Below are 26001 nucleotides of genomic sequence, written 5' to 3'. Positions count from 1 at the left end.
TCTATGATAGATCGGTCTTCAGACTGCTCTGCAACTCATGACGCTCCAGTGACAGTGCAATCAGCCGGTCCAGCAGTTCGGCATAGCTGATACCGGATGCCTCAAGCAGCTTCGGGTACATGCTGATGCTGGTGAATCCGGGCAGTGTGTTGATTTCATTGACGATGATCTCCCCGTCTTCCCGCAGGAAGACATCGACACGGGACATGCCTTCGCAGTCGAGAATCCTGTAGGCATCCACTGCCGTCTTCTGGATGCGCGTACGGGTGTCATCATCGAGGCTGGCTGGAATCTCGAGCGCAGCACCGTTTTCGTCGATGTACTTCGACTCATAGGAATAGAAATCGGTATTTGCCACGATTTCACCAGGCACTGAGACGAAGGGATCTGCATTGCCGAGGACGGATACTTCGATCTCCCGTCCACGGACTGCACTCTCGATCATCACTTTCGTATCGAACTGGAATGCCAGATCCAGCGCTTCCTGGAATGTCCGTGCATCCGTCACTTTGGAGACACCGACGGAAGACCCCTGGTTTACAGGCTTGATGAACATCGGCAGTCCAAGTTCCGACTCCACCAGACCATAGTCGATTTCCTCCTTCTCACTGTGCCGGCAAAGTACCCAGTCGGCCACGTGGATGCCTTCCATTTTCAGCAGCCGCTTCGTCATATCCTTGTCCATGCAGACGGCTGAACTTCTGACGTTGCAGCCGGCATAGGGAATGTTCATCATCTGGAGGACACCCTGGACGATTCCGTCCTCACCAGCAGTGCCGTGCAGAATCGGCAGTACAGCATCCAGTGCATGCTCGCCCCGCTCCGATATGAATTGGCGGGAAGGCAGTATGGACAGGCGGACGCTATCCTTCCCATCTTCCAGCACTTCAATGCTTTCGGACTGGTCGGCAAGCAGCCACTCGCCTTTCTTCGATATGTAGATCAGACTGACCGTATAGCGGCTTTTGTCCAATGCATCCAGTACACTCTGAGCAGAGCGCAGTGAAACTTCGTGCTCCGTCGACTGTCCACCGTAGATGATACCTATATTCAACTTTTCCATACAAACACTCCTATGTCGCAATAACTTTCATCTCGCCTTTGACAGCTCGAATGTTACTCTGATTCTATCATAGAGGTGCCGTCACTTCTTCATTTTATATGCCGAGAGAACAAAATAACTGCAGCTGCATAAAATATATTGACAATTCGCACATCTATGTTAGGATTATAGACAATCTTGAATGAATTGAGTGATTGATATGACTGTAAACTACATGATAGCTCAATTGAATACGCTTTTCTTCAGCTATTTTATATAGCGTCTATATTCCATCGTGGATATAGGCGACCTATATCGATGATGGCTGATTTGAATGAATAATTTCATTCCTGGCCATTTATGAAATCTAAATGGCTGGGATTTTTATTTTTGGACCATTTGGGTTTCTCTTGTGCCGGGAGCGATCTGAATGGTCTTTTAATTTATTTATGGGAGTGGTTATGATGCTGATAGGATATCAAGGTGTGGAAGGTTCTTATAGTGAAGTTGCCTGCAGGACATTTGCCGAAGGCGGGTCCTATGCAATGAAGGGGCACGCCACGTTCAAAATACTGGTGGATGCGCTCGTCCGGGATGAAATCGACTATATTGCCCTGCCTGTCGAAAATTCGACGAGTGGGCCGATCACACGGACGATCGACTTGATGAAGTACCTCGAAGTGGACGCTGTGGAGGAGATATACGTCAAAATCGACCACTCACTGATCAGCAGAGAGCCGGTGGATATCAATACACTGACGCGGGTCTACTCCCACCCGGAGGCACTGGAACAGTGCCACGCATACTTGAGCGGGTACCCCGGCATCCAAGTGCATGAATATTCCGATACGGCGGAAGCCGTGAGAATGGTCCGGGATGCGGATGACCCGACCATTGCGGCCGTTGCCGGCAGTCATGCGGCCGAACTGTATGGCATGAATATCGTCCGCGAGAACATCAGCGACAATCCTTTCAATACGACACGCTTCCTGTTCTTCAGAAAAAGAGCGGCAGCAAGCCTACGGGAAACGAACAAGACATCGCTCTACATCGAAACCGACCACAGTGCGGGCTCACTCAGTGAAATACTCAACATCTTCAAGAAACATGGCGTCAACCTGCTGAACCTGACATCAAGACCCATCCAGCACAAGCCTTTCTCATACGGTTTCTTCATCGATATTGAAGAAGGTACCGGGGATGCACTGGACCGGGCACTCGATGATGTGTCCCGGGTCAGCAGATATATCAATATTCTCGGCACGTACCAGAAGGGGAGGATCCCCTCGTATGAAAAAGTGATGGCCAATGAATAGAATCCGCCGGATTTCCCTGCCCGCTCCATGTATAATAGAAGGGAATCAACAGGAAAGGGAATCGGTATGAATAACAATAATGCTCAAAAGCTCATCATGATTTCAATCGCCGGTGCGCTGGCATTTGCGGCACTCGGCATCTTCTGGGGCATCCTTGCCGACAGCCAGATGATCCAGTTCGATGGGTACTACTCCTTCATCAGTGTCCTCCTTTCGGTACTGTCGATGCTTGCGCTGCGGTTTATTTCCAAGGAGGATGAAAAACGGTTTCCGTTCGGCAAGGAGAGCTTCATCCCGCTGACCATCGTCATCAAGTATGTCGGTATTCTGATGCTCATCCTCATCTCCCTTGTCCAGGCCGTGATCGCCCTTTTTACGGGCGGGAATGAGATGTCGATGAGTACAGGCATCATCTATGCACTCATTTCGACCGTCGGGTGCTACGCTGCCTACTTCTACTTCCGATCAAGAGGACAGAACAATGAAATCATTGCAGCTGAAATGAACCAGTGGCGCATGGATGCGCTGCTCAGCGCCGGCGTACTTGCAGGTTTCATTTTCGGATGGTTGCTGCGCTTCACACCACTCGATGCTTTTGTACCCTATGTCGATCCCGTGATGGTCATTGTCGTGGCCGGCTACTTCATCAAAGTGCCGCTGCTTGAAATGTACACCGCACTTCGGGAACTGCTCGAGATGGCACCCCGTCATCAGATCAGCGAGCGTGTTGAAGCGGAAGTGGCATCAGTCAGTCGAAGACATGCATTCGACGACTATGCGCTCCGGCTGCAGAAGATGGGACCGAAGCTCTATATCGAGATCGAGTTCATCGTCGCCATGGACGAAGATCTGACCATCAGTGAGCAGGATATGATCCGTCATGAATTGAAAGACAGTCTGAATGAACTGCCGCTCGACCCATGGATCACTGTCGTCTTTACGCATGAACAGCAGAAATAAACACGATGCCTGGCAGGCATCGTGTTTTTTCGCGATCTATTTTCTGTATCTGATTCTGTAGTAGAGATAGTACAGGCTTGGCGTTGCGATCATCGACAGGATTGTGGAGAATGCGATTCCTGCGATGACGGTGACAGCCAGCGGCACGAACAGTGCATCACCGCCGAGAGCAACAGGCGTCAATGCAATGATGCTTGTGATGGTTGTCAGCAGGATCGGCTTGAAGCGGGCGCGCCCGCTTTCATAGATGGCTTCATTGATATCGAATGCGTCGCTCTGCCTTCTTGCTTCAATGAAATCGAGTAGTACAATCGCATTTCTGACCACAATGCCGGAAAGGGATACCATCCCCATGATGCCGAGGAAGCTGATCGGCGTCTGGGTGACAAACAGACCGATGATCCCCCCGCTGATGGCGAGGAAAATACTGAAGACAATGATCAGCGGCATGACGATGGAATTGAACTCGACTGCAATGACGAGGTAGACCAGTATGAGTATGATGCCGAACAGAATGCTGATTTCGATGAAGAAATCGGTCTGGTCTGACGTTTCCCCGCCGATGATCATTTCGCTCGAATCCGGCAGTTCATCGCGGAATGACTCGATGGTTTCATTCGCTGCTGCTTCATCCTCCGCATAGACTTGCAGTTCCACCATCCTGTCTCCGTTTCTATGATGGATGTACTTCGGACTTTCAGTTTCCGATACTTCGACAAAGTCGGAGAGCGGATAGGTTTCCGGCTGCGCTCCTGTCATTCTGACAATCTCTGTGTTCTCGATTGTTGAGGCACCGGAATACTTGAGTGTCGTCTCCCGTGGTTCTCCATCTGCAATGATGCCCTGGATCGGTATGCCTGCTGAGAGCATGTTCAGTTCATTTTTCACCTGCGAGATGGAAATGCCATTCTCTTCAAGAGCCTGATGATCGATCTGGTATGTGAGCGTTGGTATACTTTCACCCAGATTCGTCGTCACCAGTGCACCATCTTCTTCGAGCATACTTTCCAGTTCGTTTGCCTGGGCGTTGAGCTGCTCGATATCCGGTTCATACAGTTCGACTGTAACCGGTGCACTTGCCGGTGGTCCCTGGACAATCGTCTCCATGAAAATGGTCGCTTCCGGGAAAGCTTTCCTGAGCGGCGCTTCGTACTGATCAATCGTTTCCGATGCGCTCTGCTTTGTCTTATCGATTTCGAGCGCAATCTGTGCAGTATTCGGCCCCGACTGGTCGAGTGATGCACCGAAAAGGTTAGGCAGCCCTGTACCCGTGAACAACGAAGATGCTTCGACATGCGGCATTTCATTTTTTATATGATCGAGTACAGCGTTGGCGTCCTCATGTGTCTGCCCGATGGTCTGGGATTCATCAAAGATCAGATCCACTGTCACTTCGGATCGGTCCGCTTCGGGGAAGAATTCAAACGGTGTAAAACGGATCAGTCCGAGCGACAGGGCACCGATGACCAGAACAGTAAGGAATGTGATCAGTGGCCGTCTGATGATGGTCGGCAGTACTTTATCCGCGTAGAAGTCCCCACCCCGCGTGAACAGGCGTCCAAGTAGCCCTGGATATTCAGGCACCTTCCTTTGCTTCAGCAAGTATCTCGCAGCCGGCACAAACGTCAGTGCGAGCACCGTTGATACGATCATCGTCGTAATCAGTATGCTCGGCAGTGCCTTGATGAACTCCCCATTGGCACCGGACAGGAGCAGAAGCGGTGAAAACGTAAAGACGATGGCGAGCGTGGACGAAATGACCGATGGCGCCACTTCCTTCACACCATTGTAGACGCCGTCCAAACGGCCGTCACCAAGCGTAAACCGCCTCTCGATATTGTCATTGACCACAATGGAATCGTCCACCAGAATACCGAGTGCGATGATCAGTCCGATGACGGAAATCTGGTTGAGGTCCACTCCGAACCATGGCACCGGAATCAGACCGATGACAACGGACAGGACCACCGTCGTCATCACGGTGACCGAACCGGATAGCGAGAGGCCGAGTGATGTACTCAGAATGACTGCAATCAGAGCGATGGCGAGCGACATGTAGAGCCCCGTAAAGATGTCCTCCACATTCTCACGCTCGGAAGAGATGTTCGTTGCTTCGATGTCGTCCGGCAGTCCGGAAATTCCCTCGTCCACGACAGCTTCCACTTCCCGGGAGACAGAAGGTACATCTTCACCTGATGCCAGAAATACAGTAAACGAGACTGCCGGGCTCTCTTCATACTGGACGATATCTTCCGGGTCAGCCGGCTGCATTTCAATTTCCGCCATTTCTGAAAGTGGTACACCTTCTGATCCGACCCGCACCTGTTCAAGTACCGACATCGGCACTTCATCCTGGAAAGACAGGCGGATGATATCACCATTCGTTTCCTCCTGCCCAAGAATAACCGGATTCAGAGCACCTTCGATTTCGGTCAGAATTTGATTCGGATTGAGATTGGCTTCGACCATCGCACTCCGGTCGAGCGCAATGACATAGGTCTCATCCGCATAGCCTTTGACGGTGACGCCCTCGATGCCTTCCATCTGAAGCACATCTCTTTCGAGCGTTTCGAGATCGCTTCTGATATCATCAAGTGCTGCACGCTCATCTGCGTGGAACTGATAGCTCAGCAGTGGAAACCGGGTACCGATGGACCGGACTTCAGGTTCCGCGGCATTCTCAGGCAGCTCGCCCGACAGTCCACCTGCCAGGTTGTTGACGGCATTCACCACATCATTCGACTCGACTGCATCGGAAAGTTCAAGTGTCAGCACTGAAACGCCGTCCTGGGAGACGGATGATACACTATCCACTCCATCGACGCTGAAAATTTCGGCTTCCATGACCTCCGTTATATTCGTTTCGACATCCCGCTTATCAGCACCCGGCCATGCGGTCGTCACATTGATCAGGTTGACTTCAGTCTCCGGTATTTCCCGCTGATCGATGGTCAGAAATGTATAGACACCGAAAATCGCAACAGTGAAAATCAGAATGATGAACAGCAGACTGCGTCTGATGCTGGCTTCAAAAACTCTTCTCATAGGTTTTCCTCATCCCTGTATGTATCTTCAAATATCAAATAAAGCCCACCAACCTGGCAGGCTCCAACTCATAGTTCACTGTCATAGCTGAAATAGAGACCGGCCGCAAATAGTATCAGCACAGCCAGATAGCCGATGACAGTATATGAATCCGGTAATACAGTCTGCAGGCCGATCATGACCAGCAGACCCGAAGCAAAGCATATGCCTGCAGCATATTTCATTTCCAGTCCTCCTGAAAGTTGCCCTGCCAGACTATAGAATGAACGACAGAATTGCCAGCACAATCAGGACAACCACTACAATATAAATGATATTCCTCATAGTATACCTCCTCTGGATATCAATGTATTCCACTATACCCTGAAATTGGAGATATTAATTAACTCGATATTAGATTAATTATCGGATTCGATCCATGTCGTCTTCTCTTCAAATGGTGTACGCTTCACTTTGCCCTTCTCCATGTCCGGTTCTCCGAGGAAGATGAGTCCGAGGATCTCCTCACGTTCCTCAAGATTGAAGTATTCCCTGACTGGCGGTGTATCGAATATCGGTCCGCTTCTCCATATCGAAGCGATACCCATCTCATGCGCTGTAAGCAGCATGTTCTGTGTGGCAGCTGCAACTGCACAGACATCTTCAATATAGATCGCCTTCGGATCATCATCGGGAGAAAGTGCGACTACGATGACGGTCGGTGCTGCCAAAGGCTTCTGGCTGATCTTCTCGATCCGCTTCTGTCCCGCCTCCGATTCCGGTTCATCGACGCGGCCGTAGGCAACTTCCTTGAGCACTCTGGACAATGGTCTTCTGCCTTCTCCGCTCAGAACAAAGAACTTCCATGGCTCCGTATGACGGTGGTTCGGTGCCCAGATGGCTGCCTCGAGGATCTTTTCGACCTTCTCACGCTCCACCGGTACATCTTTCATCTTGGCGATACTCCGCCTGTTCTTTATAGTTTCGAAAACATTCATTTCCATTGCTCCTATACTATGTATTATAATTACTAACTATACATTACCAAACTTTGTTTTCCCTTTACAAAATAAATGACAATAATTATCACTCTCATTATGACTAGGAGGTCTACTTTTGATTTTTCTGCTTATATTCGGGACAGCCGTCGGCATGCTGGTGCCCCTGCAGACGTCGGTCAACAGCCGGCTGGCCGGCTTCACCCGCTCCCTGCTGCTCGCTTCATTCTATTCCTTTCTGACCGGTACAGTGCTGCTGATTGTAATAAACCTCATCACAAACCCGGGGAAACTGGCGCCTGCTTTCATATTTTCCCATGATTTTTCATACATATGGTTCACAGGCGGACTGCTTGGTGTCATCTACCTGACCGGAAATATCATTCTGCTTCCGAAAATCGGGGCCGCGCTGACCGTCATCATGACGGTGGCTGGCCAGATGATCATCGGCTTGATGGTAGATACTTTCGGCTGGTTCGGCGCACCCGTGCAGCCCCTCGGCCTATTCCGCATACTCGGCATCGCCATCATGATTGCCGGTATTGTATTCATGAACTACAAGAAAAGGAGCGCCCGGACAGCACAGAGCCGGTCAAACGGCTGGCTGCTGCTCGGGCTGGCCACCGGTGCACTGCCACCCATACAGACCGCAATCAACAGTGCGCTGAGATATGAAGTGTCATCGTTCTTTCTGGCTTCACTTGTATCATTTGTCGTCGGTACACTGGCTCTGCTCGTCCTGTCGCTTGCGACGGCACGCCGGCTTCGGTTCCGAACTTTCAGTGAAAGTACCGGCCGGCTGAAATGGTGGCATCTGACAGGTGGTCCGCTCGGCGCGGTGTATGTCACCACCAACATCATTCTGCTGCCCCACCTTGGTGCGACGCTGACGCTGATGAGCGTCATATTCGGCCAGATGCTGATCAGTCTCGCCATCGACCACTTCGGCCTGTTCGGCATCCATAGGCACCGCATCGATTCAAGACGCATCATCGGTGTGCTGATGATCCTCTCAGGCATCATTCTGCTGCAGATATAACGTATTAAAAAAAGCGGAGTGACTACTCCGCTTCTTCTTTTTCAGACCCTTCATTATTCGCTTTATAGATCAGGAAACCCAAACCACCCGCTGTTGCCAATGCAATGAACTGTATCAGGAAATCTGCCAGACTCGCCTCCATATGAATCCCCTTTCCAGAATTGTTAAACGCAGTATAGCACATGGTGTAAGTGTTTTCACCAAAAAAATAATGGAAATTACAATTTTTTTATTGCGGTGGTTTCGGACCGTATTTATTGGATGAACCACTCGGAAGCAATGTAAATGCAAAACCGATGATATTGACGAGTGCGATGATTACAACGACCAGTATTTTGACCCATTTCCTGACGAATTTCATGAACACGAATGGCAGCAGGAGAAATGACAGATACTGTGGCAGCTGGTACCAGCCTGAAATGCCCACATCGTGATACCTGCGTGCTGTAAGGCTGAATGAAGGCACCATGACCAGTGCCGTGAAGAGTCCATCAACCTGCCCTTTCCTGTCACGGTCCGGCAGCAGCGCAGCAACGATGGCCAGTATGATACTCGGCACCCAGTACTCCTTCCGTGTCGCCCGGCCACTGAACTGGAATGACTTTTTGAAAAAGCGTATCAGATAGTTGAACATTGGCAATCCACTCCTTGATTTATTATCATCCCGAGTATACACCAAATTGCACTTGTTTTTACATTCTCCCCCTCGGTCATATATAATTGAAGCATAATAACCACATAAGGAGCATCATGATGAAACGATTGATAATGGGTACCGTATTCACCGTTGCAGGCATCGCACACTTCAGGAAGCCTGAAAAATTTGCAAAAATCACACCCGGCTTCATCCCGTTCAAGACATTCATCGCCTATTTCACGGGTGTTCTTGAACTCGTATTCGGCATCCTGCTGCTGGTCGGCAGAATAAGGAACTGGCAGCTCTCGGGCATGCAGAAGTTCCTATGGGCCGTCTTCCCCGCCAATATCTATATGTATACACACCGGGAAAAGCTCGGCCTCAGTCATCTGCCGAAGTGGGCACTGCTCGCCAGGCTGCCGCTGCAGAACCTGATGTCCCGTATGCTTGAAGACCTGAAAAGATAGAGCACACTTAAATGTGCTCTATCTTTTTTTGCTGTGTTCTTGAAAGGGCCATCATTCTTTCAGGATAGTTCGTCATCAGTGTCTCCACGCCATGACTGAGGAGCCTCGCGGCATCTCCTGTTTCGTTCACCGTCCATACCCGGATCCGATCTTCGACCCCGGCAATCCGGCCCGGATTTTTCAGTATCGCCTTGTAGCTGATATGCAGTGCCTCGAGCGCAAGCTCCTCCATGTGATCGATCGGCCATAGCGGCACCTTGTCCGTCAGCCAGGCGATTCTCGCTTCCGGATCGATCGCCTTCATTCTGAGAATGCTCGGCATATGGAAGGATGAGTAGATGACTTTGTTCGAGTAGTTATGGTTTTCCACGATGTCGTGAACCCGCTGCTCGATGCCCTCATATTCAAATACATTGGTCTTCAGTTCTATATTCAGCTCGATGTCATGCTGCCCGACAAGGCCCATGACCTCGTCGAGAGTCGGAATCCGCTCCCCGATCCATGTATCCGCGTCGTAATTAACGAAGTCTTCGAACTCACTGCCGGCACTCAGGCCCTTCAGGGTATGAAGATCCATATCCTTGACCGCACCCCTGCCGTCGGTCGTACGGTCAACCTGTTCATCATGAATGACAACAACTTCACCATCGCGGGTCAGATGCACGTCTATCTCCAGGCCATCCACCCCGGCCTCGATCGCCTTTTTGAATGCCAGCATCGTATTTTCGGGATATTCCCCCATGGCACCTCTGTGACCATATATCTTCGTCTGCATTGGACGTCCTCCCAATCAGTATATTTTGCGGCCTGTCCTATATTGAGGTTCTGAATTTATTTTCCTATATACATACCATTTAAGCATATATGTTCTGGCCATGTTGTATATTTACATAATCTTAAAGAAATTATTGTCCATGTAATGAAAGGATCAGAGGAAAGCAGCAGATGCCTTATATGATAAACAAAAAATGGCTATCCTTGTAGATCAAGGACAGCCACTCGGTTTAATCTTACTTCAATGGACTATTCGCCACCGCGTGCCTGGTTCGCCTGCTCGATGGCCTGGTTGTAGCGTTCAACTGCGTTGCTGTATTCTTCGTCTACATCACCGCCATTATAGACGGCTTCAAGTGCTGTCTCCATCACTTTTCTGCCTTCAGGAAGCATGTCCATCAGTGCGCCCTGGGTTGCATATGAAGATGTTGTTTCCTGGAGTTGATCCACTGTCACTTGCAGCTGTGGCATTTCTTCGTGTGCCTGTACCGCCACGTCTTCGTTGTATGCTTCAGGGTTGATTGCGAAGTAGCCTGTACCGACGTGCCATTCTGCCTGGACTTGTGGTGTCTGCAGATATTTCATGAATTCCCATGCTGCGTTCTGCTCTGCTTCCGGCTTGCCGTCGATCATCCACAGGCTCGCGCCGCCGATGACGACGCCTTCACGTTCCTTTTCTCCCGGATGCGGAAGGTATGCGATACCGACTTCGAATGGTGCGTTGTCGATGACATCTCTTGAACTTGCAGAGGACTGCACGAACATGGATACGTCTTCAGCAAGGAAACCTGCCATCATGTTGTCGCCATTTGTACCATAGTTTGCGAAAGTGCCGTCGTTGACCATGTTCTCCACCCAGTTGAAAATGGATTTGCCTTCTTCTTCCGTCCAGCCGATTTCAGTTGCAGTGTCGCCACGGCCGTTGTCGTTATTCAGAAGCAGTGCTCCCTGGTTGGCGAGCAGCTGCTCCCAGAGCCAGCCGTAGGCCTGCAGTGCAAAGCCTTTCATTTCCGGATTCGATTCCGTGATTGCACGGCTTGCTTCTTCAACTTCTTCAAATGTTTCCGGTGGTGCTTCCGGATCGAGACCTGCTGCTTCAAAAGCATCCTTGTTGTAGTACATTACCGGTGTTGAGCTGTTGAATGGCATGGAGTAGAACGTGTCATCCAGCTTATAGTAGTTGATGATGTTCTCTTCGAGTGAGCTCATGTCATATCCATCCGCATCGATGAAGTCCTGGATCGGCTTGATCTGTCCACTGTTGATCATGGACATCGTACCGATTTCGAACGTCTGGATCATTGTCGGTGCGCTGTCGCTGCCTGCGACTGCATTGAATTTTGTGAGAGATTCGTCATAGCTGCCCTGATATTCCGCATTGACCTGGACTGCATCCTGGGACGCGTTGTAGTCTTCAACAATGCCGTTCAGTGCTTCCTGTCCAGCGCCTCCCATGGAGTGCCAGAATGTAACTGTCTGCGCCTCTCCGGAAGCTGCTTCTCCGCTGCTTTCCTCGGAGGATGATTCTGCGGACTCGTCTGCTTCGGCAGTGCTTTCTCCTTCTTCGCCTGAACCACAGGCTGCGAGTACGAATAGTAATCCTAAAGCAAGTAAAAACATCAGATTCTTCTTGAACAATCCAAACACTCCCTATTCCATTGATATTTATGTGGTGAATCATTGAAACCGGATTATTTCAAAGCGCCTTCCGTCAGGCCTTTCTGCAGCTTCTTCTGTCCAAGGAACAGTAGCAGCAGTGTCGGTATGATGACGATGACAGCGCCTGCCATGATGACGCCCCACTGGTTCAGCTGCTCCTGCGTCTGCATCTGCTTCAGCCCGATCTGTACTGTGCGCACATTATCATTCGTTGTCGCAAGCAGCGGCCACAGGTACATGTTCCATGAAGTCAGGAAACCATAGACACCGAGTGTCACCAGACTGGTCTTTGCCACCGGCATGACAACAGTCAGATAGAACTTGAAATCACCCATGCCGGCAATCAGGCTGGCTTCCCTCAGCTCCTTCGGAATCGTCTTGAAGTTCTGGCGCAGCAGGAATGTCCCGAAAGCCATTGCGAAGAATGGCACGGTCAGTCCGGCATAGCTGTCGATCCAGCCGAGATCCCGGATGATATGGAAGTTCGGTATGACCGAAGCTTCAAACGGTACCATCATGGTGGCAATGAAGATGTAGAACAGGATATCCCTGCCCTTGAATTCCAAAAATACAAACGCATAGGCTGCCAGGCTTGAAAGTACGAGCTGCCCGAGCATGATCAGTACCGACACGACTACACTGTTGATGAGATACTGCATGAGCGGGAACGTACTGAATGCCTGCCGGTAGTTGTCCAGTGTGAGTGATGTCGGCATGCTGCCGGTCAGAATGTCCTTGTTGGACATGAAGCTCATGACGAAAGCCATCAGTGTCGGTGCAAATATCAGCAGCGCAGACACGATCAGCAGCACATAGAATGTGATTTTCTGGCCCAGCGGCATCGTCATTGGTAATGCACCTTCTTTTCACCGAACTTGAACTGCAGTGCCGTCATCAGCAGAATCAGGATGAAGAGGATGACCGCCTGCGCACTCGCTGCACCGAACTGGTAGTTTACAAATGCTTCCCTGTAGATCGAATAGACAATGAGGTTCGTTTCATTCTGCGGACCGCCCTGGGTCAGAATATCGATCTGACCGAATGTCTGGAATGCGTTGATGATTGTGACGGTCAGCACGAAGAACAGTGTCGGTGACAGCATCGGCACAGTGATGCGCCGCAGTTTATAGAAATAGCCTGCACCATCGATATTGGCACTTTCATACAGGCTCTGGTCAATCGACTGCAGTCCGCCGAGCAGGATCAGGAAAGTGAACCCGATGTTCATCCATATGGTGGTGATGGACACTGCAACAAGCGCCCATGCCGGATCTGTCAGCCAGCCGATGCCTTCCATTCCCAGGAATCCGAGAATTTCATTCAGCAGACCCATCGTCGGATTGAAAAGATACAGCCAGAAGACCGATGCGGCAGCAACCGAAATGCCCATCGTGGATGAGAAGATCGTCCTGAAGATGCCGACGCCCTTCAGCTTCTCATTTGCTAGTACTGCCAGAAACAGACTGATGATGATTGTTGCCGGCACGATGTACAGGACAAAGAGGAAGGTTGATTTGAAGCTCTTCAGGAAAATGGATGAAGTGAAGAGTTGTATGTAGTTCTGCAGACCGACGAATACTGTGGTCGCCCCGCTCGCGTCTGTCAGAAAAAAGCTCAGATAGACGGTCTTCATCATCGGATAGAACAGGAAGACGCTGAAGAGGATGATGGAAGGCAGCAGAAACAGGATGCCTTTGATGAAATTTCTGGTTTTCGTCTTCCGTCTTTCCGCTTCGAACGCCAGCTGCATATCTTCATAGGGCTTTGTGGCCGGACTCATCGTGCTCATACCGGCACCGCCCCTTTGGACACGCGCTTCGCCGCTCTGATCAGCCTGCCGCTTCCGGTGTCGAATATGGCCAGATCTTCACAGGATATTTTCACAGGGACCATCTCACCGACTTCGATCTCCCACTGTCCAGGCCACTTGGCTGTCCAGATCTCATTGTTCAGCTCGAAGGCGATGGTCGTCTCATTGCCCAGATTCTCAACGTTGACCGCCTCCATGAAGTGTGTCGCATCCTCTTTTGTGGCATATGTCAGGTGCTCTGCACGGATGCCGACTGTAATGCTTGCATCATTCGGAATGTCCGACATGAGCGATTCGGAGGCATTGATGTTGAGTTCGTCCTCCACAATGAGCCGTCCTTCTGCTCTATTCAGCACCGCTTTGCCAAGATTCATTTTCGGCGAACCGATGAAGGAAGCCACGAAGAGATTGGCTGGTTCATTATAGAGCTCGATCGGATTGCCGACCTGCTGGATGCTGCCGTCATGAAGCACCATGATGCGGTCGCCCATCGTCATCGCCTCCACCTGGTCGTGTGTCACATACACCATGGTCAGGCCAAGGCGCTTCTGCAGCCTTCTGATTTCGACACGCATACTTGCACGCAGCTTGGCATCGAGATTCGACAGCGGCTCATCCATCAGACATACCGGCGCCTGGCTGACCACCGCACGGGCCAGTGCCACACGCTGGCGCTGGCCACCGGACAGCTCCCTCGGCTTCCTTTTCAAGTAGTCCCCGAGACCCATCATATCGGTCGTCTCGATCAGCCGTCTGCGCTGCTCTTCCTTGCCGACTTTCTTCGCCTGCAGACCGAAAAGAATATTCTGCTCGACACTCATGTGCGGATAGAGAGCATAGTTCTGGAAGACCATCGACAGATCCCTATCCTTTGGGGGAAGATGGTTGACCACCCTGTCGTCGATCTTCATGATGCCGTCCGTGATGTCCTCGAGCCCTGCAATCATCCGGAGCAGTGTACTCTTGCCCGAACCTGAAGGGCCGACGAGTACAAAGAACTCGCCTTCTCCTATTGTGAGGTTGATTTCATTGAGAACATTCTTCTGCTTGTCATACGATTTTGTGATGTCCGTCATTTCAATATTTTTCATATTCCCTCGCCTCCAAAGAGCATTTAAACATAAAAAACTTCCAAAAGTTAAAAATTTACACAACCTTTAGAATAATTAACAGTACATTCATCAAACTATTGAATTTTTTACTTTATTTACAAATTACTTGGGAATAGAAGACGTTATGATTTGACGTTCGTTCAGCAATACAGGAAAATCAGATTATAAGGATCAGGAAGTTATAATCCTTCGATTTTTGGGAATAGATAATATGGACACTTGAAAAACAAAGGAGTGGAATTCATGAATCAGGAACAATTCGACAAAGTCAAGAATGGAAAGGGATTTATCGCAGCACTCGACCAGAGTGGCGGCAGTACCCCGAAAGCACTTCTCGGATATGGTGTGCAGGAAGACGCATACTCCAATGAAGATGAAATGTTCACCCTTGTACACGAGATGCGCACGCGGATCATCACTTCACCTTCGTTCAATGCCGATCAGATTCTCGGTGCCATCCTGTTCGAACAGACGATGGATCGCGAAATCGAAGGCAAGTACACTGCCGAGTACCTGGCAGATAAAGGCATCGTGCCTTTCCTGAAAGTCGACAAGGGTCTTGCAGACGAGAAGGACGGCGTCCAGCTGATGAAGCCGATGCCGGACCTCGACCAGCTGCTTGAACGTGCAAACGAAAGAGGCATTTTCGGTACCAAGATGCGCTCCAACATCCTTGAGCCGAATGAACAGGGCATCAGGGAAGTCGTCGACCAGCAGTTCGAGGTGGCACTCCAGATCCTGAATGCCGGCCTTGTACCGATCATCGAGCCGGAGGTCAATGTCTATAGTGAGAATAAAGAGCAGTCCGAAAAGATTCTGAGAGAAGAGATCGAGAAGCACCTCGACCAGCTCGAAGCAGACCAGCAGGTCATGCTGAAGCTGTCCATTCCGACAAATGCGAATGAATACAAGTCTCTCATCGAGCATCCAAGAGTGGTCAGAGTGGTCGCCCTATCCGGTGGCTATTCAAGAGATGAGGCGAATGAAAAGCTGAAGAAGAACGAAGGACTGATTGCGAGCTTCTCCCGCGCGCTTGCAGCGGAACTGAACGTCAACCAGTCCGATGAGGAATTCGATAAGAAGCTGAAAGAAGCAGTGGATACGATCTACGATGCTTCCGTCAATAAGGAATAGCAGTACTGATGCCTCGATAAATCGTCGAGGCATCACCTTTTTTAACTTATTCGCCTTTTAGGGTGGACATACCCCTTTATATGATGTATAGTAACTGTAATAAGATTTTTAAGTATAGCAGTATCTAATTCACATGTTACAAAGAGTAATCGTGATTTGGCCGGTACTTTTTGTAACGTGTGAATTTTTTTATGTTTATACGCTTAAGATATTATTAAATTTATTTTTGGAGGTCATTTATATGACACAAGGTACAGTTAAATGGTTCAATGCAGACAAAGGTTTCGGTTTCATCGAAGTTGAAGGCGGAGACGACGTATTCGCTCACTTCTCCAACATCGAAGGCGAAGGCTACAAAACACTTGACGAAGGTCAAGCTGTAGAATTTAGCATCGAAGAAGGTCAGCGTGGACCACAAGCTGTTAACATCGTAAAACTTTAATAATATTTTAGGATATTTTAAGTAATTCATGTTAATGGAAAATCCCCTCTCATATGAGAGGGGATTTTTTTATGCCTTGATCTGGCCTGAACCTTCAACGACGTACTTGTAGCTCGTCAATGCTTCAAGTCCCATCGGTCCTCTGGCGTGGAGCTTCTGGGTACTGATGCCGATTTCCCCACCAAAGCCGAACATCTCCCCATCCGTAAAACGGGTGGATGCATTGACATAGACGGCAGCGGAATCGATATCGTCGAGAAAGGCTTCAGCGTGTGTGTAGCTGGTCGTCACAATCGCATCGGAGTGTCCGGATGAGTACTGTTCAATGTGTGCGACTGCCGCTTCATAGTCCGCCACGACCTTTACAGCAATCTCACTGGCCAGATATTCCTGGCTGTAGTCCGCGTTTGTTGCCGGTACTGCATCTTTGACGATGGCACATACCGCCGCATCTCCGTGGATCAGCACCCCTTTTTCAGCCAGTGCTTCCGATAGCACAGGCAATGCCGTGTGCGCAATGCTTTCGTCGATCAGCAGTGTCTCAAGCGCGTTGCATACTGACGGCCGCTGCGTCTTGCCGTTGACCAGTATGGATTTTGCCATCTCAAGATCCGCCTCTTCATGTACATAGAGGTGGCAGTTGCCCGTGCCGGTTTCGATAACCGGCACCGTCGCATTATCGAGTACAGTCTGGATCAGGCTGCCGCCCCCGCGTGGAATGAGACAGTCGAGCCCGTCATTGAACTTCATGAACTTTGCCGCCAGTTCCCTCGAAGGATCTGTAATGAGCTGGATGCTGTCTGCCGGGATATCCGAACCGTCAAGACCGGCCTTCAGTACCTGGACCAGTGCCCGATTGCTGTTGATCGCCTCCTTGCCGCCTCTTAGAATGACACTGTTGCCTGCTTTCAGACATAATGCAGTGGCATCGACCGTCACATTCGGGCGCGATTCATAGATGATGCCGATGACGCCGAGCGGGACACTCCTTCTCGTAATCCTGAGACCATCGGCGTTCACCCACTGCCCTTTCGATACTGCAGTCGGATCCGGCAGGCCGGCAATCTGCCTGAGGCCACTGGCCATGCCTTCAATGCGGGCCTGATTCAATGTCAGCCGCTCCACCATGGCTTCCGGATACTCAGCTTCCCTGCTGTGCATCAGATCCTTCATATTCTCCTGAAGAATAAAATCCTGCTCGGCTTCCAGTGCTTCAGCCATTTTTATGAGTGCACCGTTCTTCGCAGCCGTGCTCATCTTGCGCAGTACTTTCGCAGCAGACTTTGCGGAAACGCCCATCTTTTCAAGTGTCATATCTGTACCGACAGATCCATCTACCATCATTTTTCCTCCCCTTGCAGTGCTTTTTCACGCACATCCTTCTTGAATAGCGTACCGATCTCGCTGCCCTTCAATATATCGAAAATCTGGCATGGGTCTTCAGCACTTGTGATGATCATGCTCTTGTTGTTGTCCATCAGGTACTTGGCTGCCTTCAGTTTCGTCTCCATGCCGCCGGTTGCGAACGTGGAACCGGCGCCGTCTGCCATACCCAATATGTCATCGTCGACATTTCCGACACTTGGAATGAGCTTCGCATAGGCTGTTGTATGTGGATTGGCATCGTAGAGGCCATCGACATCACTCAATATGATCAGGAGGTCTGCATCCACGAGTTCAGTCACAACTGCAGAAAGTGTATCGTTCTCACCGAATTTTCTGCTGTAGGTCTTCTCATCTGTAGAGATGGCATCATTCTCATTGATGACGGGAATGATCTTCCTGGTCAGCAGGGAATTGATTGCGGATCTGCAGTTGACGTAGGAAATCGGGAAGTCGACGATGTCGCGGGTCATCAGAATCTGGCCGACGTACTGGTCATAGTGCTGGAAGAAGCGGCAGTAGAGGTTCATTAGGGCACACTGCCCGACGGATGCCAATGCCTGGAAGTCTGCGACTGTTTCAGGATACTCCTTTATTTTCAATGTACAGGCGCCGACACCGACAGCACCTGAAGTGACGAGTATGATTTCTTTTCCCTGCTGCTGGAGTACGGAACAGACATAGGATAGACGGTCGATCTTGCGGTAATCAATTTCTCCGGGCGACTTCATGATCGAATTTGTGCCGATCTTTATGACGATGCGTTTACTATCTTTTAGAAAATCTCGATTCATCTAATCCCCTCCCAGGAAGGTACAATTAATAATATCTATTAATTATACATAATATTGCATATAAATCCACAGTTATTTTGAATTTTTCTCAATTTTTATTTATTTTTCTGTTTCTAGTATTCTACAGCATGCGAAAAAGCCTGGAACCATACGGTTCCAGGCTTCTCTTCTATTCGCGCAGATCATCGTGTATTTCAGCAAACTTCTGTGCGGTATATTCACTCATGCCGCGATCTTCCACATTCTCCACATAGAGGCTCATGATCATATCCTTTGTGCTCTGATCATAGCCGATGAACCACCCTGTCTCTTCTCCACGGGTATCCTGGGACATCTTGTTTTCGCTCGTTCCGGTCTTGCCCGCAAATTCGGCGTAGTCCCGTTCCGCATCTTCCGGATGATTTATCCTGACCACATCCCGCATTGCCGTTTCCAGGTAGTCGAGCTTGTCCTGGCTGGCGATGTCCTCGATCTTCACTGCCTTCTCGGTCTCAAGCAGCATGTGCGGCTTGTAGACATCTCCGCCGTTGATGACTGCGCTGTAGATGGAGGTGATCTGGATCGGGGAAATCAGCAGCTCTCCCTGGCCATATCCTGTATCCGCGAGCAGTATATCCTCATCTATTGTACCCTCATTCGATACTTGGCTTGTATAGATCGGATAGTCTGTATCGTATTCCTGGCCGATGCCGAGATCCTTCATGCCCTGGATGAAAGTGTCCGCTCCAAGGCCAAGCGCCGTCCGTGCAAAGTAGATGTTGTCCGAATAGGTCAATGCCTTCTTCAGATCGAATGATTCATCCAGCACCTTATAGCGGTTCACTTCATAGCCGCCCCATGATGCATCCTGCTGCCAGCCTTTACCTGTAATCTCCATTTCAGCATCCCTGTCAAAGCCATCGGAATTCATCGCTATGATCGATGTCAGTATCTTCTGGGTCGAACCTGGAGATGTCGTACGGTTGAATTTATTCAGCAGTGGATTGCCCTCATCCGACTCGAGTGCTGCGTATTCCTCCTGCGATAGGCCGAACATGAAGTCGTATGGACTCGGGCTCGGATAGCTGACCGCAGCAAGCATTTCCCCGTTGTTCGGGTCCATGGCGACACTCGCTCCGGAATCCGATTCGAGATTATTATAGATGGTCGACTGGACTTCCCCATCCACCGTCAAGATGATATCCTCGCCGTCCTTTGGTGCCTCACTCAAGAGCTCCTCTGCAACACTGCCATTGTCGTCAATAAACTGGACGGTATAGCCCGGCTCCGGCTTCAGCCTTTCATCGTACAGCCTTTCGATGCCCCGTTTTCCGATCACATCACCGGCGCTATAGCCTTCACGCGCCTCAAGCTCCTCTGCAGTGATCGGTCCAACGTACCCGAGCAGATGGAATCCAGCTTCGCCAAGCGGATATTCCCGTTCACCTGAGGACTGGATGGTGAGCCCTTCAGCCTCGAACTCCGCCTGCGCGTCTTCATCAAAACGGTGGGCGTCCTTAAGTGGTACAAACATGCCATCCTCAATCCATGATTCATTGAAAATGCTCTGGAGGCTCTCCTCCTCCATGTCGAGTACTTCTCCAGTCTCCAGCAGCTCCGACTCGCTCATCTGGCCGGCTATGTATCCTACCGTCTCCTTCGTGCCATTGAATGCGAGCGGCTCGCCATTGCGGTCCAGTATATCACCCCTTGCACCTGAAGTCGTCTCGATGCTCAGTTCGTTGCCGGCAAGCCCCGGAATGATCATATCCGGCGTCCATTCGACGAACCAGTCATTCTCCTCCTCGTTGTAGGTGAGATCCACCTGATATTCCCTGTCTATTTCCCCGTAACGGGTATCCAGAACGAGATTGCCGGTATATGTCTGCTCGGTGTCATCTTCTGTTTCAGGTTCCACCTTCTCCAGATTTTCAAGGCTTGCCGTCTCGACACCGAGAGCCTCGAACAGCTGCTGGTTCCGCTCCACCACTTCCGCTTCAGAATATTCCTCTTTCGAAGCAGTGTTCAGAAGCGGGTATATGTCCGCGTAGTCTCCATTCTGGAAAGCTTCAGTGAACTGGTTGAGTGTTTCTTCCTCCGACTTCTGGAACAGACCCGATGCCATCAGAAAATAAGTACCCACAGCTAGCACAATTACAATCACCGGTATCGACCATAGAAATTTCTTCATCTTGACCTCCACAATTTTTAATATCCATCATTATACCAGTGATGGACAGATGCTTAAAGAGAACACAATATTTTCCTGATTGAGCCAGTTCCCAAAACCCATGTCATGCCACACAAGCATCAACGTGATAGTATGAGGGTAATCTATAAAAGAACGAGGGGATTTTATGTGTCTGATCATTTTTCAAAAGAATACCCATTCAAAATACAAACTGGTTGTTGCAGCAAACCGTGATGAATTCTACGGGCGCCCGACAGCCCCTGCCCAGTTCTGGGAGCAGCATCCCGAGATGCTGGCCGGACAGGATTTGAGTAAAGGCGGTACGTGGCTTGGACTGACGAAGCAGGGCCGCTTCGCCGCCGTCACGAATATCAGAAAGCCGGGATTTGAAAATGCCGATAAGAAATCACGCGGCGCACTAGTCAGTGATTATCTTACCGGAGACGCCACACCAGAAGCCTACCTCGATGCACTCGACAGGGAAAAGGACGACTATTCCGGATTCAATCTGCTTGTCGGCAACCAGAACGAATTGTTCTATCTGCACAATGACGGTGGCACCGTCGACAGCGTAACCGATGGCCCCCATGGCTTGAGCAACCATCATCTCGACACCCCCTGGCCGAAAGTCGTCAAAGGCCGTGAGAGGCTCGATGACTATATGCAGACTACAGAAGAGGTTGACATCGATGTCATTTTCCAGCTGCTCGCTGATTCAGAGCAGACGACAGGCGCACTGCCAGAGACAGGACTGCCCGAAACACTCGAACGCCAGCTGTCCTCAGCATTCATCAGCATTCCAGAGTACGGCACCCGGTCATCCACCGTTGTCCTCATAGACCATGACGATAACGCAACATTCGTCGAACGCACATTCACAGAAGACGGCCAGACCGGGGAAAACCGCTACACATTCAAAATCGAATCATAATAATGCATTCGGTAAATTGACCTGAATACACATATGCCTTATCATTGGTGTATAGATCATTTGCCTGACGATAGCATTCACCAGATGAATGACACATATTTCAGGTTACACATAAGATGACAAGTACCCGTCCCAACCAACGAAAGAAATATCCATAAAAGTGAGGAGGTCGTACCATGGCATATGTTATCCTGCAACCGTGTATGGCTGAAAAGTCCGGAGATTGCGTAGAAGTCTGCCCTGTCGATTGCATCGAAGAAGGACCAGACCAGTTCTACATTGATCCTGATATCTGCATCGACTGTGGCGCATGCGTCGCCGTCTGCCCAGTAGACGCAATCGTGGAAGAATACGAAATGACACCGGAAGATGAGCCATTCCTGGCCAAAGCCGAGAAATTTTTCGCGAGTAAATAAAAAATGAAACCTTGTTTGAGGGAATGTCCTCAAACAAGGTTTTTTGTTTCTGCTTCTATTTGATAATCAGGTCGAAACGATGTTTATCTGGAAGGGATCTTGCGGTTCTGCACTTGCTCCAGTGTCGGCATCCCTGTTTGAGCACCAAGCTGTTCAACTGTATAAGAAGCAGCAATATTAGATAACTCTAATGCTGTATTTATTTCGTACCCTGCCCCCAGAAAATAAGCTAAAGCTCCATTAAATGTATCGCCAGCTCCCGTCGTATCCTTTGCCTTAACAAAAGGGGCAGGGACGATATTCTCGAGAAAACTAGCTCCACGAGAGCCGAGAGTAGTAATGAATTTATTTATGAATTGTTCTGTTGAAGAAGAGGTGGATAAAATTTTTACATATTCTTCTTCATTCGGTGTCAGGTACTTACAGTTTTCTATTAGGGACTTGGATAATTCTTGTGCTGGCGCAGGGTTAATTATTAATGGGATGCTATGCTTATTACAAAATTCCGCACACCATTCAACAGTTGAGATAGGTATTTCTAGCTGTGTGAGAACTATATCACTATCAAGAAGAATCTCTTTATATCTTTGTACATATTCCACTGTTACTTCTTTATTGGCACCAGAAACAACTATAATTCGATTATCGTTATTTTGTAGTATTACATTTGCCATTCCAGTGGGCGACCCATCAGTACGATCAATTCCTTCTGTATGAATACCATGGTCACGAAAATTTTTTATTAATTTCTCTCCCAGAGAATCATTCCCAATCTTTCCTATAAAAGAAACTTTTCCTCCAAGACGTGCAGAGGCTACAGCCTGATTAGCACCCTTGCCTCCAGGAGTCATGAAGTATTTCTCTCCAAATACAGTTTCTCCTTGAGAAGGTAACTCTCCCACATGCGTAACTATGTCCATGTTTATACTTCCTATGACCGTAATTCTAGGATTCATACTTATGATCTCCCTTCTTTCTGATAATCAGTATTAACTTTTTGATCAGTGGCATTGCCAAAGTCAGAAATGCGATACTAAGTAAGATCACCGGGATAGGTTTGGTGAAAAAGATAGCGTAGGAAGCGTCCTCACTGACGACCAACGCCCTCCGAAAATTGGACTCAGCCATAGGGCCTAGTATTAGCCCTAAGATAAGAGGGCCTAGAGGATAATTGAGCCTACGGAATAGCAGACCTACAATACCACTGATGAACATCACCCATACATCGAAAATGCTGTTATTTAGTGCGTAAGATCCAACTACACTGAATAAAATAACAGAAATCCATATGTATTCTTGTTTTAGTAGTATTATGCGAGAAAAGAGCTGAGCACCTAGTAGCCCTATTACAATTACGACGATGTTTGAGATTAACAGCAATCCAAATATAGTATTTACGATATCAGGATTCTCGAGAAATAAATTGGGGCCTGGTTGAAGACCATACATCATCAATGATCCTATTAATATAGCTGTAACTGCATCCCCTGGAAGGCCAAGTGTGAGCATTGTCGTGAAGGCTCCACCGATAACTCCATTATTTGCAGTACAGGTAGCTGCCAATCCGCTCAAAGAACCATTATTAAATTCTTTTTTCTTCTCTTTCTTAGCAAATTTTTTACTTTGTTCCCACGTTACTATAGAAGCAATGTCACCACCGGCGCCTGGAATCGCTCCAATAAAAGTCGAAACGATAGAGGACATTGCAAACGGCATGGCTATCTCTTTATGCTCCTGCCGAGTGGGAAACACTCTCCCAATCTTCTTTTTTATACTTTCAATTTTCTCAGGTTTATTTAGAATCTGATCAAAAATCTCACCTATTCCGAATAAACCTATCATGATAGGTATGAATGAAATACCATCGAAGAGTGCACTTTGCTCAAATGTAAATCGGGGTGTGCTAACAATAGGATCTAAACCGATCGTAGCAATAAAAAGACCTATGAACCCGGTAAGTAGTCCCTTGGTAATAGATTTACCAGAAATACCTATCATCATCGATAACCCAAAAATAGCTAAGGCAAAATATTCAGGAGCACCAAAGCTTAATGCAAAATTGGAAATAGGCTGAGCGAGCAAAATAAGAAATATAGTACTTACAATCCCTCCCAATCCTGAATAAATTGCATTTATCCCCAGAGCTACACCAGCTTTTCCTTGTTTAGTAAGTGGATAGCCATCGAAAGTAGTTGCCATAGATGCGGGAGTACCTGGTGTATTAATGAGGATAGCAGGTATGCCACTTGCAAATAATCCAGTACAATAGATGGATATTAACATTGCAAGTCCCTGTTCGGGAGGTAGCCAAAAAGTAAGAGGAGTTAGTATTGCAATTCCCATTGTTGCCGTAAGACCTGGCAGAGCTCCTATAAACAGACCCAGAATACTACCGATCAATATGAAGGCAATAGTGCCAAATTGGAATAAATCGGCTATGGTACCCATAGAATCCTCCTTTTTAAAGGATAATATTGAATCCTTCTGTGAATATTAGATAAACAGTTAAACTTATAGCGACTGAAAATAGTAGAGAAGGAATAAGTTTCAACTTAAGAATAATACTCATTAGAAATAACGTTACGATAGAAACAATGAGAAAAGGGAAGTTACTAAAAAGCCCGACAAAAAGTAGGATAACTGCTACAAATAACAGTAATTGCTTATTAATTAACTTGCGGGATTCACCTTTGCTATCATATTTAACAGCCGAAGCTATTTCTATTACATTTAGCACTATAAGTATAAGAAGGGTGACTCTTGGAAAAAAAGCTGGCCCTACTCCCTGAGACGCAAAACTCGTCTTAAATTGAAATGTTTGCCAGAATAAGAAACTAAATGTGATGAGCAAGAATGTACTGACAATAATTCGGAGATTTTTCATAAGCAAACTCCCCTATCCTTTCTTTATTCACTTAGTTCTATACTCGGAATTAATTCACTGAAGTAATCATATTGTTCCTGAGCATACTCCATGAATTCTTCACCCGATTTATATGCCGGAATCATACCTCTATCTTCCATTAATTGTTGGAACCCTTCGCTTTCAGCTGCCTCTTCAAAAGATGATCGCAATTGCTCTAGAGCATTTTCCGGTGTTCCTTTAGGAGCAACGAACCCTCCCCATCCTGCAACAGCAAAATCATAACCAACTTCTTTCATTGTAGGAACGTCAGGAAGTTCAGGATCACGTTCTTCTCCCATGACTGCAAGAACCTTCAAATCTTCACTATCCACTCCTCCTCGAACTTCAGAAGGGCTTACAGATACTGCAGAAATATGGTCACCCATAAGGGCAGTGACTGCAGGGGCTGCTCCTTCATAAGGAACGTATTCTACATCAATTTCTGCTTCTTGAGCAAAAGCTGCGGCGGCAATATGCCAAATGGATCCTGTTCCGGAGTTTCCAATTTGGATTTTACCAGGGTTATCTTTAGCGTAAGAGACAAACTCTTCAATCGTATCGTAAGGAGCGTCTGCAGGGACGGTGATTGCCGAAGGGATGGTCATTAATTGACCAATAAATTCATAGTCTTCAGGTTTGACTTCAGCCAGTCCAAGACTTTCAAGCATGGACATTTCTACAGGAACATATCCGATTGTATATCCATTTGGTTGTGCATTTTTAGTACTCATCATCCCGGTTGCTCCGGAACCACCTGTTTTATTAGTAATAGTCAAAGGCACACCAAGTCCATCTTCCATTTCAGAAGCTACAGTCCGGGAAACGAGGTCAGAGGCACCACCTGATGAAAATGGAACAATAACCTCTATTTGATCTTCTGGGTAATTAGCTGTTTCTTCTCCTGAGGAAACATTCAAATTGCCACATGCACTGAGTATTAGTACAAAAGACAGAAAAATGAATGCGCTTACTTTTTTAGTCATATAAA

Annotated in this window: 25 protein-coding genes; 8 read left to right on the top strand and 17 right to left on the bottom strand. The window is 48.5% G+C overall.

Annotated elements, in window-relative coordinates:
- Nucleotide 1 precedes the first annotated feature (1 nt).
- Complete coding sequence (gene ddlA, locus J4760_RS11650) at nucleotides 2-1063, bottom strand: D-alanine--D-alanine ligase (protein ID WP_237605803.1); 1062 nt, start codon at nucleotides 1061-1063, stop codon at nucleotides 2-4.
- A gap of 443 nt (nucleotides 1064-1506) precedes the next feature.
- On the opposite strand from ddlA, the gene J4760_RS11645 reads away from it, so the two are divergent.
- Nucleotides 1507-2358, top strand: coding sequence for a prephenate dehydratase (locus J4760_RS11645; protein ID WP_237605802.1), 852 nt, complete (start codon nucleotides 1507-1509; stop codon nucleotides 2356-2358).
- 66 nt (nucleotides 2359-2424) lie between these two features.
- A complete protein-coding gene (locus tag J4760_RS11640; RefSeq protein WP_237605801.1) occupies nucleotides 2425-3318 on the top strand; it encodes a cation diffusion facilitator family transporter in 894 nt (297 codons plus the stop codon).
- Between the two features lie 36 nt (nucleotides 3319-3354).
- On the opposite strand, the gene J4760_RS11635 is transcribed toward J4760_RS11640, so the two are convergent.
- The 3 genes from J4760_RS11635 to J4760_RS11625 all read right to left on the bottom strand — a co-directional run bounded on the left by J4760_RS11635 (nucleotide 3355) and on the right by J4760_RS11625 (nucleotide 7340).
- A complete protein-coding gene (locus J4760_RS11635) occupies nucleotides 3355-6363 on the bottom strand; it encodes an efflux RND transporter permease subunit (protein WP_237605800.1) in 3009 nt (1002 codons plus the stop codon).
- 68 nt (nucleotides 6364-6431) lie between these two features.
- Nucleotides 6432-6587: a hypothetical protein gene (locus J4760_RS11630; RefSeq protein ID WP_186365526.1), complete on the bottom strand. Its 156-nt coding sequence runs from the start codon at nucleotides 6585-6587 to the stop codon at nucleotides 6432-6434.
- Nucleotides 6588-6761: 174 nt separating this feature from the next.
- On the bottom strand, nucleotides 6762-7340 hold the full coding sequence (locus tag J4760_RS11625) for a nitroreductase family protein (protein ID WP_145288918.1): 579 nt from the start codon (nucleotides 7338-7340) through the stop codon (nucleotides 6762-6764).
- A gap of 118 nt (nucleotides 7341-7458) precedes the next feature.
- Here J4760_RS11625 and J4760_RS11620 point away from each other — a divergent pair, with 118 nt between their 5' ends.
- Nucleotides 7459-8379, top strand: a complete 921-nt coding sequence (locus tag J4760_RS11620) for a DMT family transporter (RefSeq protein WP_237605799.1) — start codon at nucleotides 7459-7461, stop codon at nucleotides 8377-8379.
- A 229-nt stretch (nucleotides 8380-8608) separates the two neighbouring features.
- Here the strand turns inward: J4760_RS11620 and J4760_RS11615 are convergent, their stop codons facing one another.
- Nucleotides 8609-9013 carry a DUF805 domain-containing protein gene (locus J4760_RS11615; RefSeq protein ID WP_237605798.1) on the bottom strand — a complete coding sequence of 135 codons (405 nt, stop codon included), beginning with the start codon at nucleotides 9011-9013 and terminating at the stop codon, nucleotides 8609-8611.
- A 119-nt stretch (nucleotides 9014-9132) separates the two neighbouring features.
- Here J4760_RS11615 and J4760_RS11610 point away from each other — a divergent pair, with 119 nt between their 5' ends.
- Complete coding sequence (locus J4760_RS11610) at nucleotides 9133-9483, top strand: DoxX family protein (RefSeq protein WP_237605797.1); 351 nt, start codon at nucleotides 9133-9135, stop codon at nucleotides 9481-9483.
- Nucleotides 9484-9490: 7 nt separating this feature from the next.
- Here J4760_RS11610 and J4760_RS11605 read toward each other — a convergent pair whose 3' ends face one another.
- From J4760_RS11605 to J4760_RS11585, 5 genes are all read right to left on the bottom strand, one after another.
- Nucleotides 9491-10258, bottom strand: a complete 768-nt coding sequence (locus J4760_RS11605) for a glycerophosphodiester phosphodiesterase (RefSeq protein ID WP_237605796.1) — start codon at nucleotides 10256-10258, stop codon at nucleotides 9491-9493.
- A gap of 248 nt (nucleotides 10259-10506) precedes the next feature.
- Entirely contained in the window at nucleotides 10507-11895 is a 1389-nt protein-coding gene (locus J4760_RS11600; RefSeq protein ID WP_237605795.1) for an ABC transporter substrate-binding protein, read from the bottom strand.
- Nucleotides 11896-11948: 53 nt separating this feature from the next.
- Entirely contained in the window at nucleotides 11949-12764 is an 816-nt protein-coding gene (locus J4760_RS11595) for a carbohydrate ABC transporter permease (RefSeq protein WP_186365529.1), read from the bottom strand.
- Entirely contained in the window at nucleotides 12761-13696 is a 936-nt protein-coding gene (locus J4760_RS11590; RefSeq protein ID WP_370637567.1) for a carbohydrate ABC transporter permease, read from the bottom strand. Before J4760_RS11590 ends, J4760_RS11595 begins: the two co-directional genes overlap by 4 nt.
- A gap of 5 nt (nucleotides 13697-13701) precedes the next feature.
- The gene (locus J4760_RS11585) at nucleotides 13702-14817 is read right to left on the bottom strand and encodes an ABC transporter ATP-binding protein (protein WP_237605794.1); all 1116 of its coding nucleotides are present in this window, start codon (nucleotides 14815-14817) and stop codon (nucleotides 13702-13704) included.
- Between the two features lie 264 nt (nucleotides 14818-15081).
- Between J4760_RS11585 and J4760_RS11580 the strand changes: the two genes are divergently transcribed.
- The gene (locus tag J4760_RS11580; protein ID WP_237605793.1) at nucleotides 15082-15972 is read left to right on the top strand and encodes a fructose bisphosphate aldolase; all 891 of its coding nucleotides are present in this window, start codon (nucleotides 15082-15084) and stop codon (nucleotides 15970-15972) included.
- A gap of 241 nt (nucleotides 15973-16213) precedes the next feature.
- Nucleotides 16214-16414, top strand: coding sequence for a cold-shock protein (locus J4760_RS11575; RefSeq protein WP_145288934.1), 201 nt, complete (start codon nucleotides 16214-16216; stop codon nucleotides 16412-16414).
- 69 nt (nucleotides 16415-16483) lie between these two features.
- Here J4760_RS11575 and J4760_RS11570 read toward each other — a convergent pair whose 3' ends face one another.
- The 3 genes from J4760_RS11570 to J4760_RS11560 form a co-directional block, all read right to left on the bottom strand.
- Nucleotides 16484-17755 (bottom strand): glutamate-5-semialdehyde dehydrogenase, encoded by a 1272-nt coding sequence (locus tag J4760_RS11570; RefSeq protein ID WP_145288937.1) that lies wholly within the window; start codon nucleotides 17753-17755, stop codon nucleotides 16484-16486.
- Nucleotides 17755-18591, bottom strand: coding sequence for a glutamate 5-kinase (gene proB, locus J4760_RS11565; protein WP_145288939.1), 837 nt, complete (start codon nucleotides 18589-18591; stop codon nucleotides 17755-17757). Before proB ends, J4760_RS11570 begins: the two co-directional genes overlap by 1 nt.
- Nucleotides 18592-18760: 169 nt before the next feature.
- Nucleotides 18761-20761 (bottom strand): penicillin-binding transpeptidase domain-containing protein, encoded by a 2001-nt coding sequence (locus tag J4760_RS11560; protein ID WP_237605792.1) that lies wholly within the window; start codon nucleotides 20759-20761, stop codon nucleotides 18761-18763.
- Between the two features lie 166 nt (nucleotides 20762-20927).
- Here J4760_RS11560 and J4760_RS11555 point away from each other — a divergent pair, with 166 nt between their 5' ends.
- Together J4760_RS11555 and J4760_RS11550 are read left to right on the top strand one after the other, a co-directional pair.
- Nucleotides 20928-21692, top strand: a complete 765-nt coding sequence (locus J4760_RS11555; protein WP_237605791.1) for an NRDE family protein — start codon at nucleotides 20928-20930, stop codon at nucleotides 21690-21692.
- Nucleotides 21693-21868: 176 nt separating this feature from the next.
- Complete coding sequence (locus tag J4760_RS11550) at nucleotides 21869-22108, top strand: ferredoxin family protein (protein WP_145288950.1); 240 nt, start codon at nucleotides 21869-21871, stop codon at nucleotides 22106-22108.
- An 83-nt stretch (nucleotides 22109-22191) separates the two neighbouring features.
- Here the strand turns inward: J4760_RS11550 and rbsK are convergent, their stop codons facing one another.
- The 4 genes from rbsK to J4760_RS11535 are packed head-to-tail and all read right to left on the bottom strand — an operon-like array spanning nucleotide 22192 to nucleotide 25996.
- Nucleotides 22192-23064, bottom strand: a complete 873-nt coding sequence (rbsK, locus tag J4760_RS11545; RefSeq protein WP_255695441.1) for a ribokinase — start codon at nucleotides 23062-23064, stop codon at nucleotides 22192-22194.
- Nucleotides 23054-24556: a tripartite tricarboxylate transporter permease gene (locus J4760_RS11540; RefSeq protein ID WP_237605789.1), complete on the bottom strand. Its 1503-nt coding sequence runs from the start codon at nucleotides 24554-24556 to the stop codon at nucleotides 23054-23056. The genes rbsK and J4760_RS11540 overlap by 11 nt, the downstream gene beginning before the upstream one ends.
- Nucleotides 24557-24569: 13 nt before the next feature.
- Nucleotides 24570-24992, bottom strand: coding sequence for a tripartite tricarboxylate transporter TctB family protein (locus J4760_RS13330; protein WP_370637566.1), 423 nt, complete (start codon nucleotides 24990-24992; stop codon nucleotides 24570-24572).
- A gap of 23 nt (nucleotides 24993-25015) precedes the next feature.
- Nucleotides 25016-25996: a tripartite tricarboxylate transporter substrate binding protein gene (locus tag J4760_RS11535; protein ID WP_237605788.1), complete on the bottom strand. Its 981-nt coding sequence runs from the start codon at nucleotides 25994-25996 to the stop codon at nucleotides 25016-25018.
- Nucleotides 25997-26001 lie beyond the last annotated feature (5 nt).

It is taken from the genome of Salinicoccus sp. ID82-1 (genome assembly GCF_021991715.1).
Taxonomy (GTDB): Bacteria; Bacillota; Bacilli; order Staphylococcales; family Salinicoccaceae; genus Salinicoccus; species Salinicoccus cyprini.
Note: the sequence above shows the minus strand (reverse complement) of the source record. Positions and strands in the feature narration are given on the sequence as shown.

Coding starts and splice junctions, on each gene's coding strand:
- ddlA (WP_237605803.1), bottom strand. CDS start 1,063: ATGGAAAAGTTGAATATAGGTATCATCTACGGTGGACAGTCGACGGAG.
- J4760_RS11595 (WP_186365529.1), bottom strand. CDS start 12,764: ATGACGATGCCGCTGGGCCAGAAAATCACATTCTATGTGCTGCTGATC.
- rbsK (WP_255695441.1), bottom strand. CDS start 23,064: ATGAATCCTAGAATTACGGTCATAGGAAGTATAAACATGGACATAGTT.
- J4760_RS11610 (WP_237605797.1), top strand. CDS start 9,133: ATGAAACGATTGATAATGGGTACCGTATTCACCGTTGCAGGCATCGCA.
- J4760_RS11580 (WP_237605793.1), top strand. CDS start 15,082: ATGAATCAGGAACAATTCGACAAAGTCAAGAATGGAAAGGGATTTATC.
- J4760_RS11645 (WP_237605802.1), top strand. CDS start 1,507: ATGCTGATAGGATATCAAGGTGTGGAAGGTTCTTATAGTGAAGTTGCC.
- J4760_RS11605 (WP_237605796.1), bottom strand. CDS start 10,258: ATGCAGACGAAGATATATGGTCACAGAGGTGCCATGGGGGAATATCCC.
- J4760_RS11640 (WP_237605801.1), top strand. CDS start 2,425: ATGAATAACAATAATGCTCAAAAGCTCATCATGATTTCAATCGCCGGT.
- J4760_RS11570 (WP_145288937.1), bottom strand. CDS start 17,755: ATGGTAGATGGATCTGTCGGTACAGATATGACACTTGAAAAGATGGGC.
- J4760_RS11585 (WP_237605794.1), bottom strand. CDS start 14,817: ATGAAAAATATTGAAATGACGGACATCACAAAATCGTATGACAAGCAG.
- J4760_RS11550 (WP_145288950.1), top strand. CDS start 21,869: ATGGCATATGTTATCCTGCAACCGTGTATGGCTGAAAAGTCCGGAGAT.
- J4760_RS11625 (WP_145288918.1), bottom strand. CDS start 7,340: ATGAATGTTTTCGAAACTATAAAGAACAGGCGGAGTATCGCCAAGATG.
- J4760_RS11560 (WP_237605792.1), bottom strand. CDS start 20,761: ATGAAGAAATTTCTATGGTCGATACCGGTGATTGTAATTGTGCTAGCT.
- J4760_RS11575 (WP_145288934.1), top strand. CDS start 16,214: ATGACACAAGGTACAGTTAAATGGTTCAATGCAGACAAAGGTTTCGGT.
- J4760_RS11555 (WP_237605791.1), top strand. CDS start 20,928: ATGTGTCTGATCATTTTTCAAAAGAATACCCATTCAAAATACAAACTG.
- J4760_RS11590 (WP_370637567.1), bottom strand. CDS start 13,696: ATGAGTCCGGCCACAAAGCCCTATGAAGATATGCAGCTGGCGTTCGAA.
- J4760_RS11535 (WP_237605788.1), bottom strand. CDS start 25,996: ATGACTAAAAAAGTAAGCGCATTCATTTTTCTGTCTTTTGTACTAATA.
- J4760_RS11615 (WP_237605798.1), bottom strand. CDS start 9,013: ATGTTCAACTATCTGATACGCTTTTTCAAAAAGTCATTCCAGTTCAGT.
- J4760_RS11630 (WP_186365526.1), bottom strand. CDS start 6,587: ATGAAATATGCTGCAGGCATATGCTTTGCTTCGGGTCTGCTGGTCATG.
- J4760_RS13330 (WP_370637566.1), bottom strand. CDS start 24,992: ATGAAAAATCTCCGAATTATTGTCAGTACATTCTTGCTCATCACATTT.
- proB (WP_145288939.1), bottom strand. CDS start 18,591: ATGAATCGAGATTTTCTAAAAGATAGTAAACGCATCGTCATAAAGATC.
- J4760_RS11635 (WP_237605800.1), bottom strand. CDS start 6,363: ATGAGAAGAGTTTTTGAAGCCAGCATCAGACGCAGTCTGCTGTTCATC.
- J4760_RS11540 (WP_237605789.1), bottom strand. CDS start 24,556: ATGGGTACCATAGCCGATTTATTCCAATTTGGCACTATTGCCTTCATA.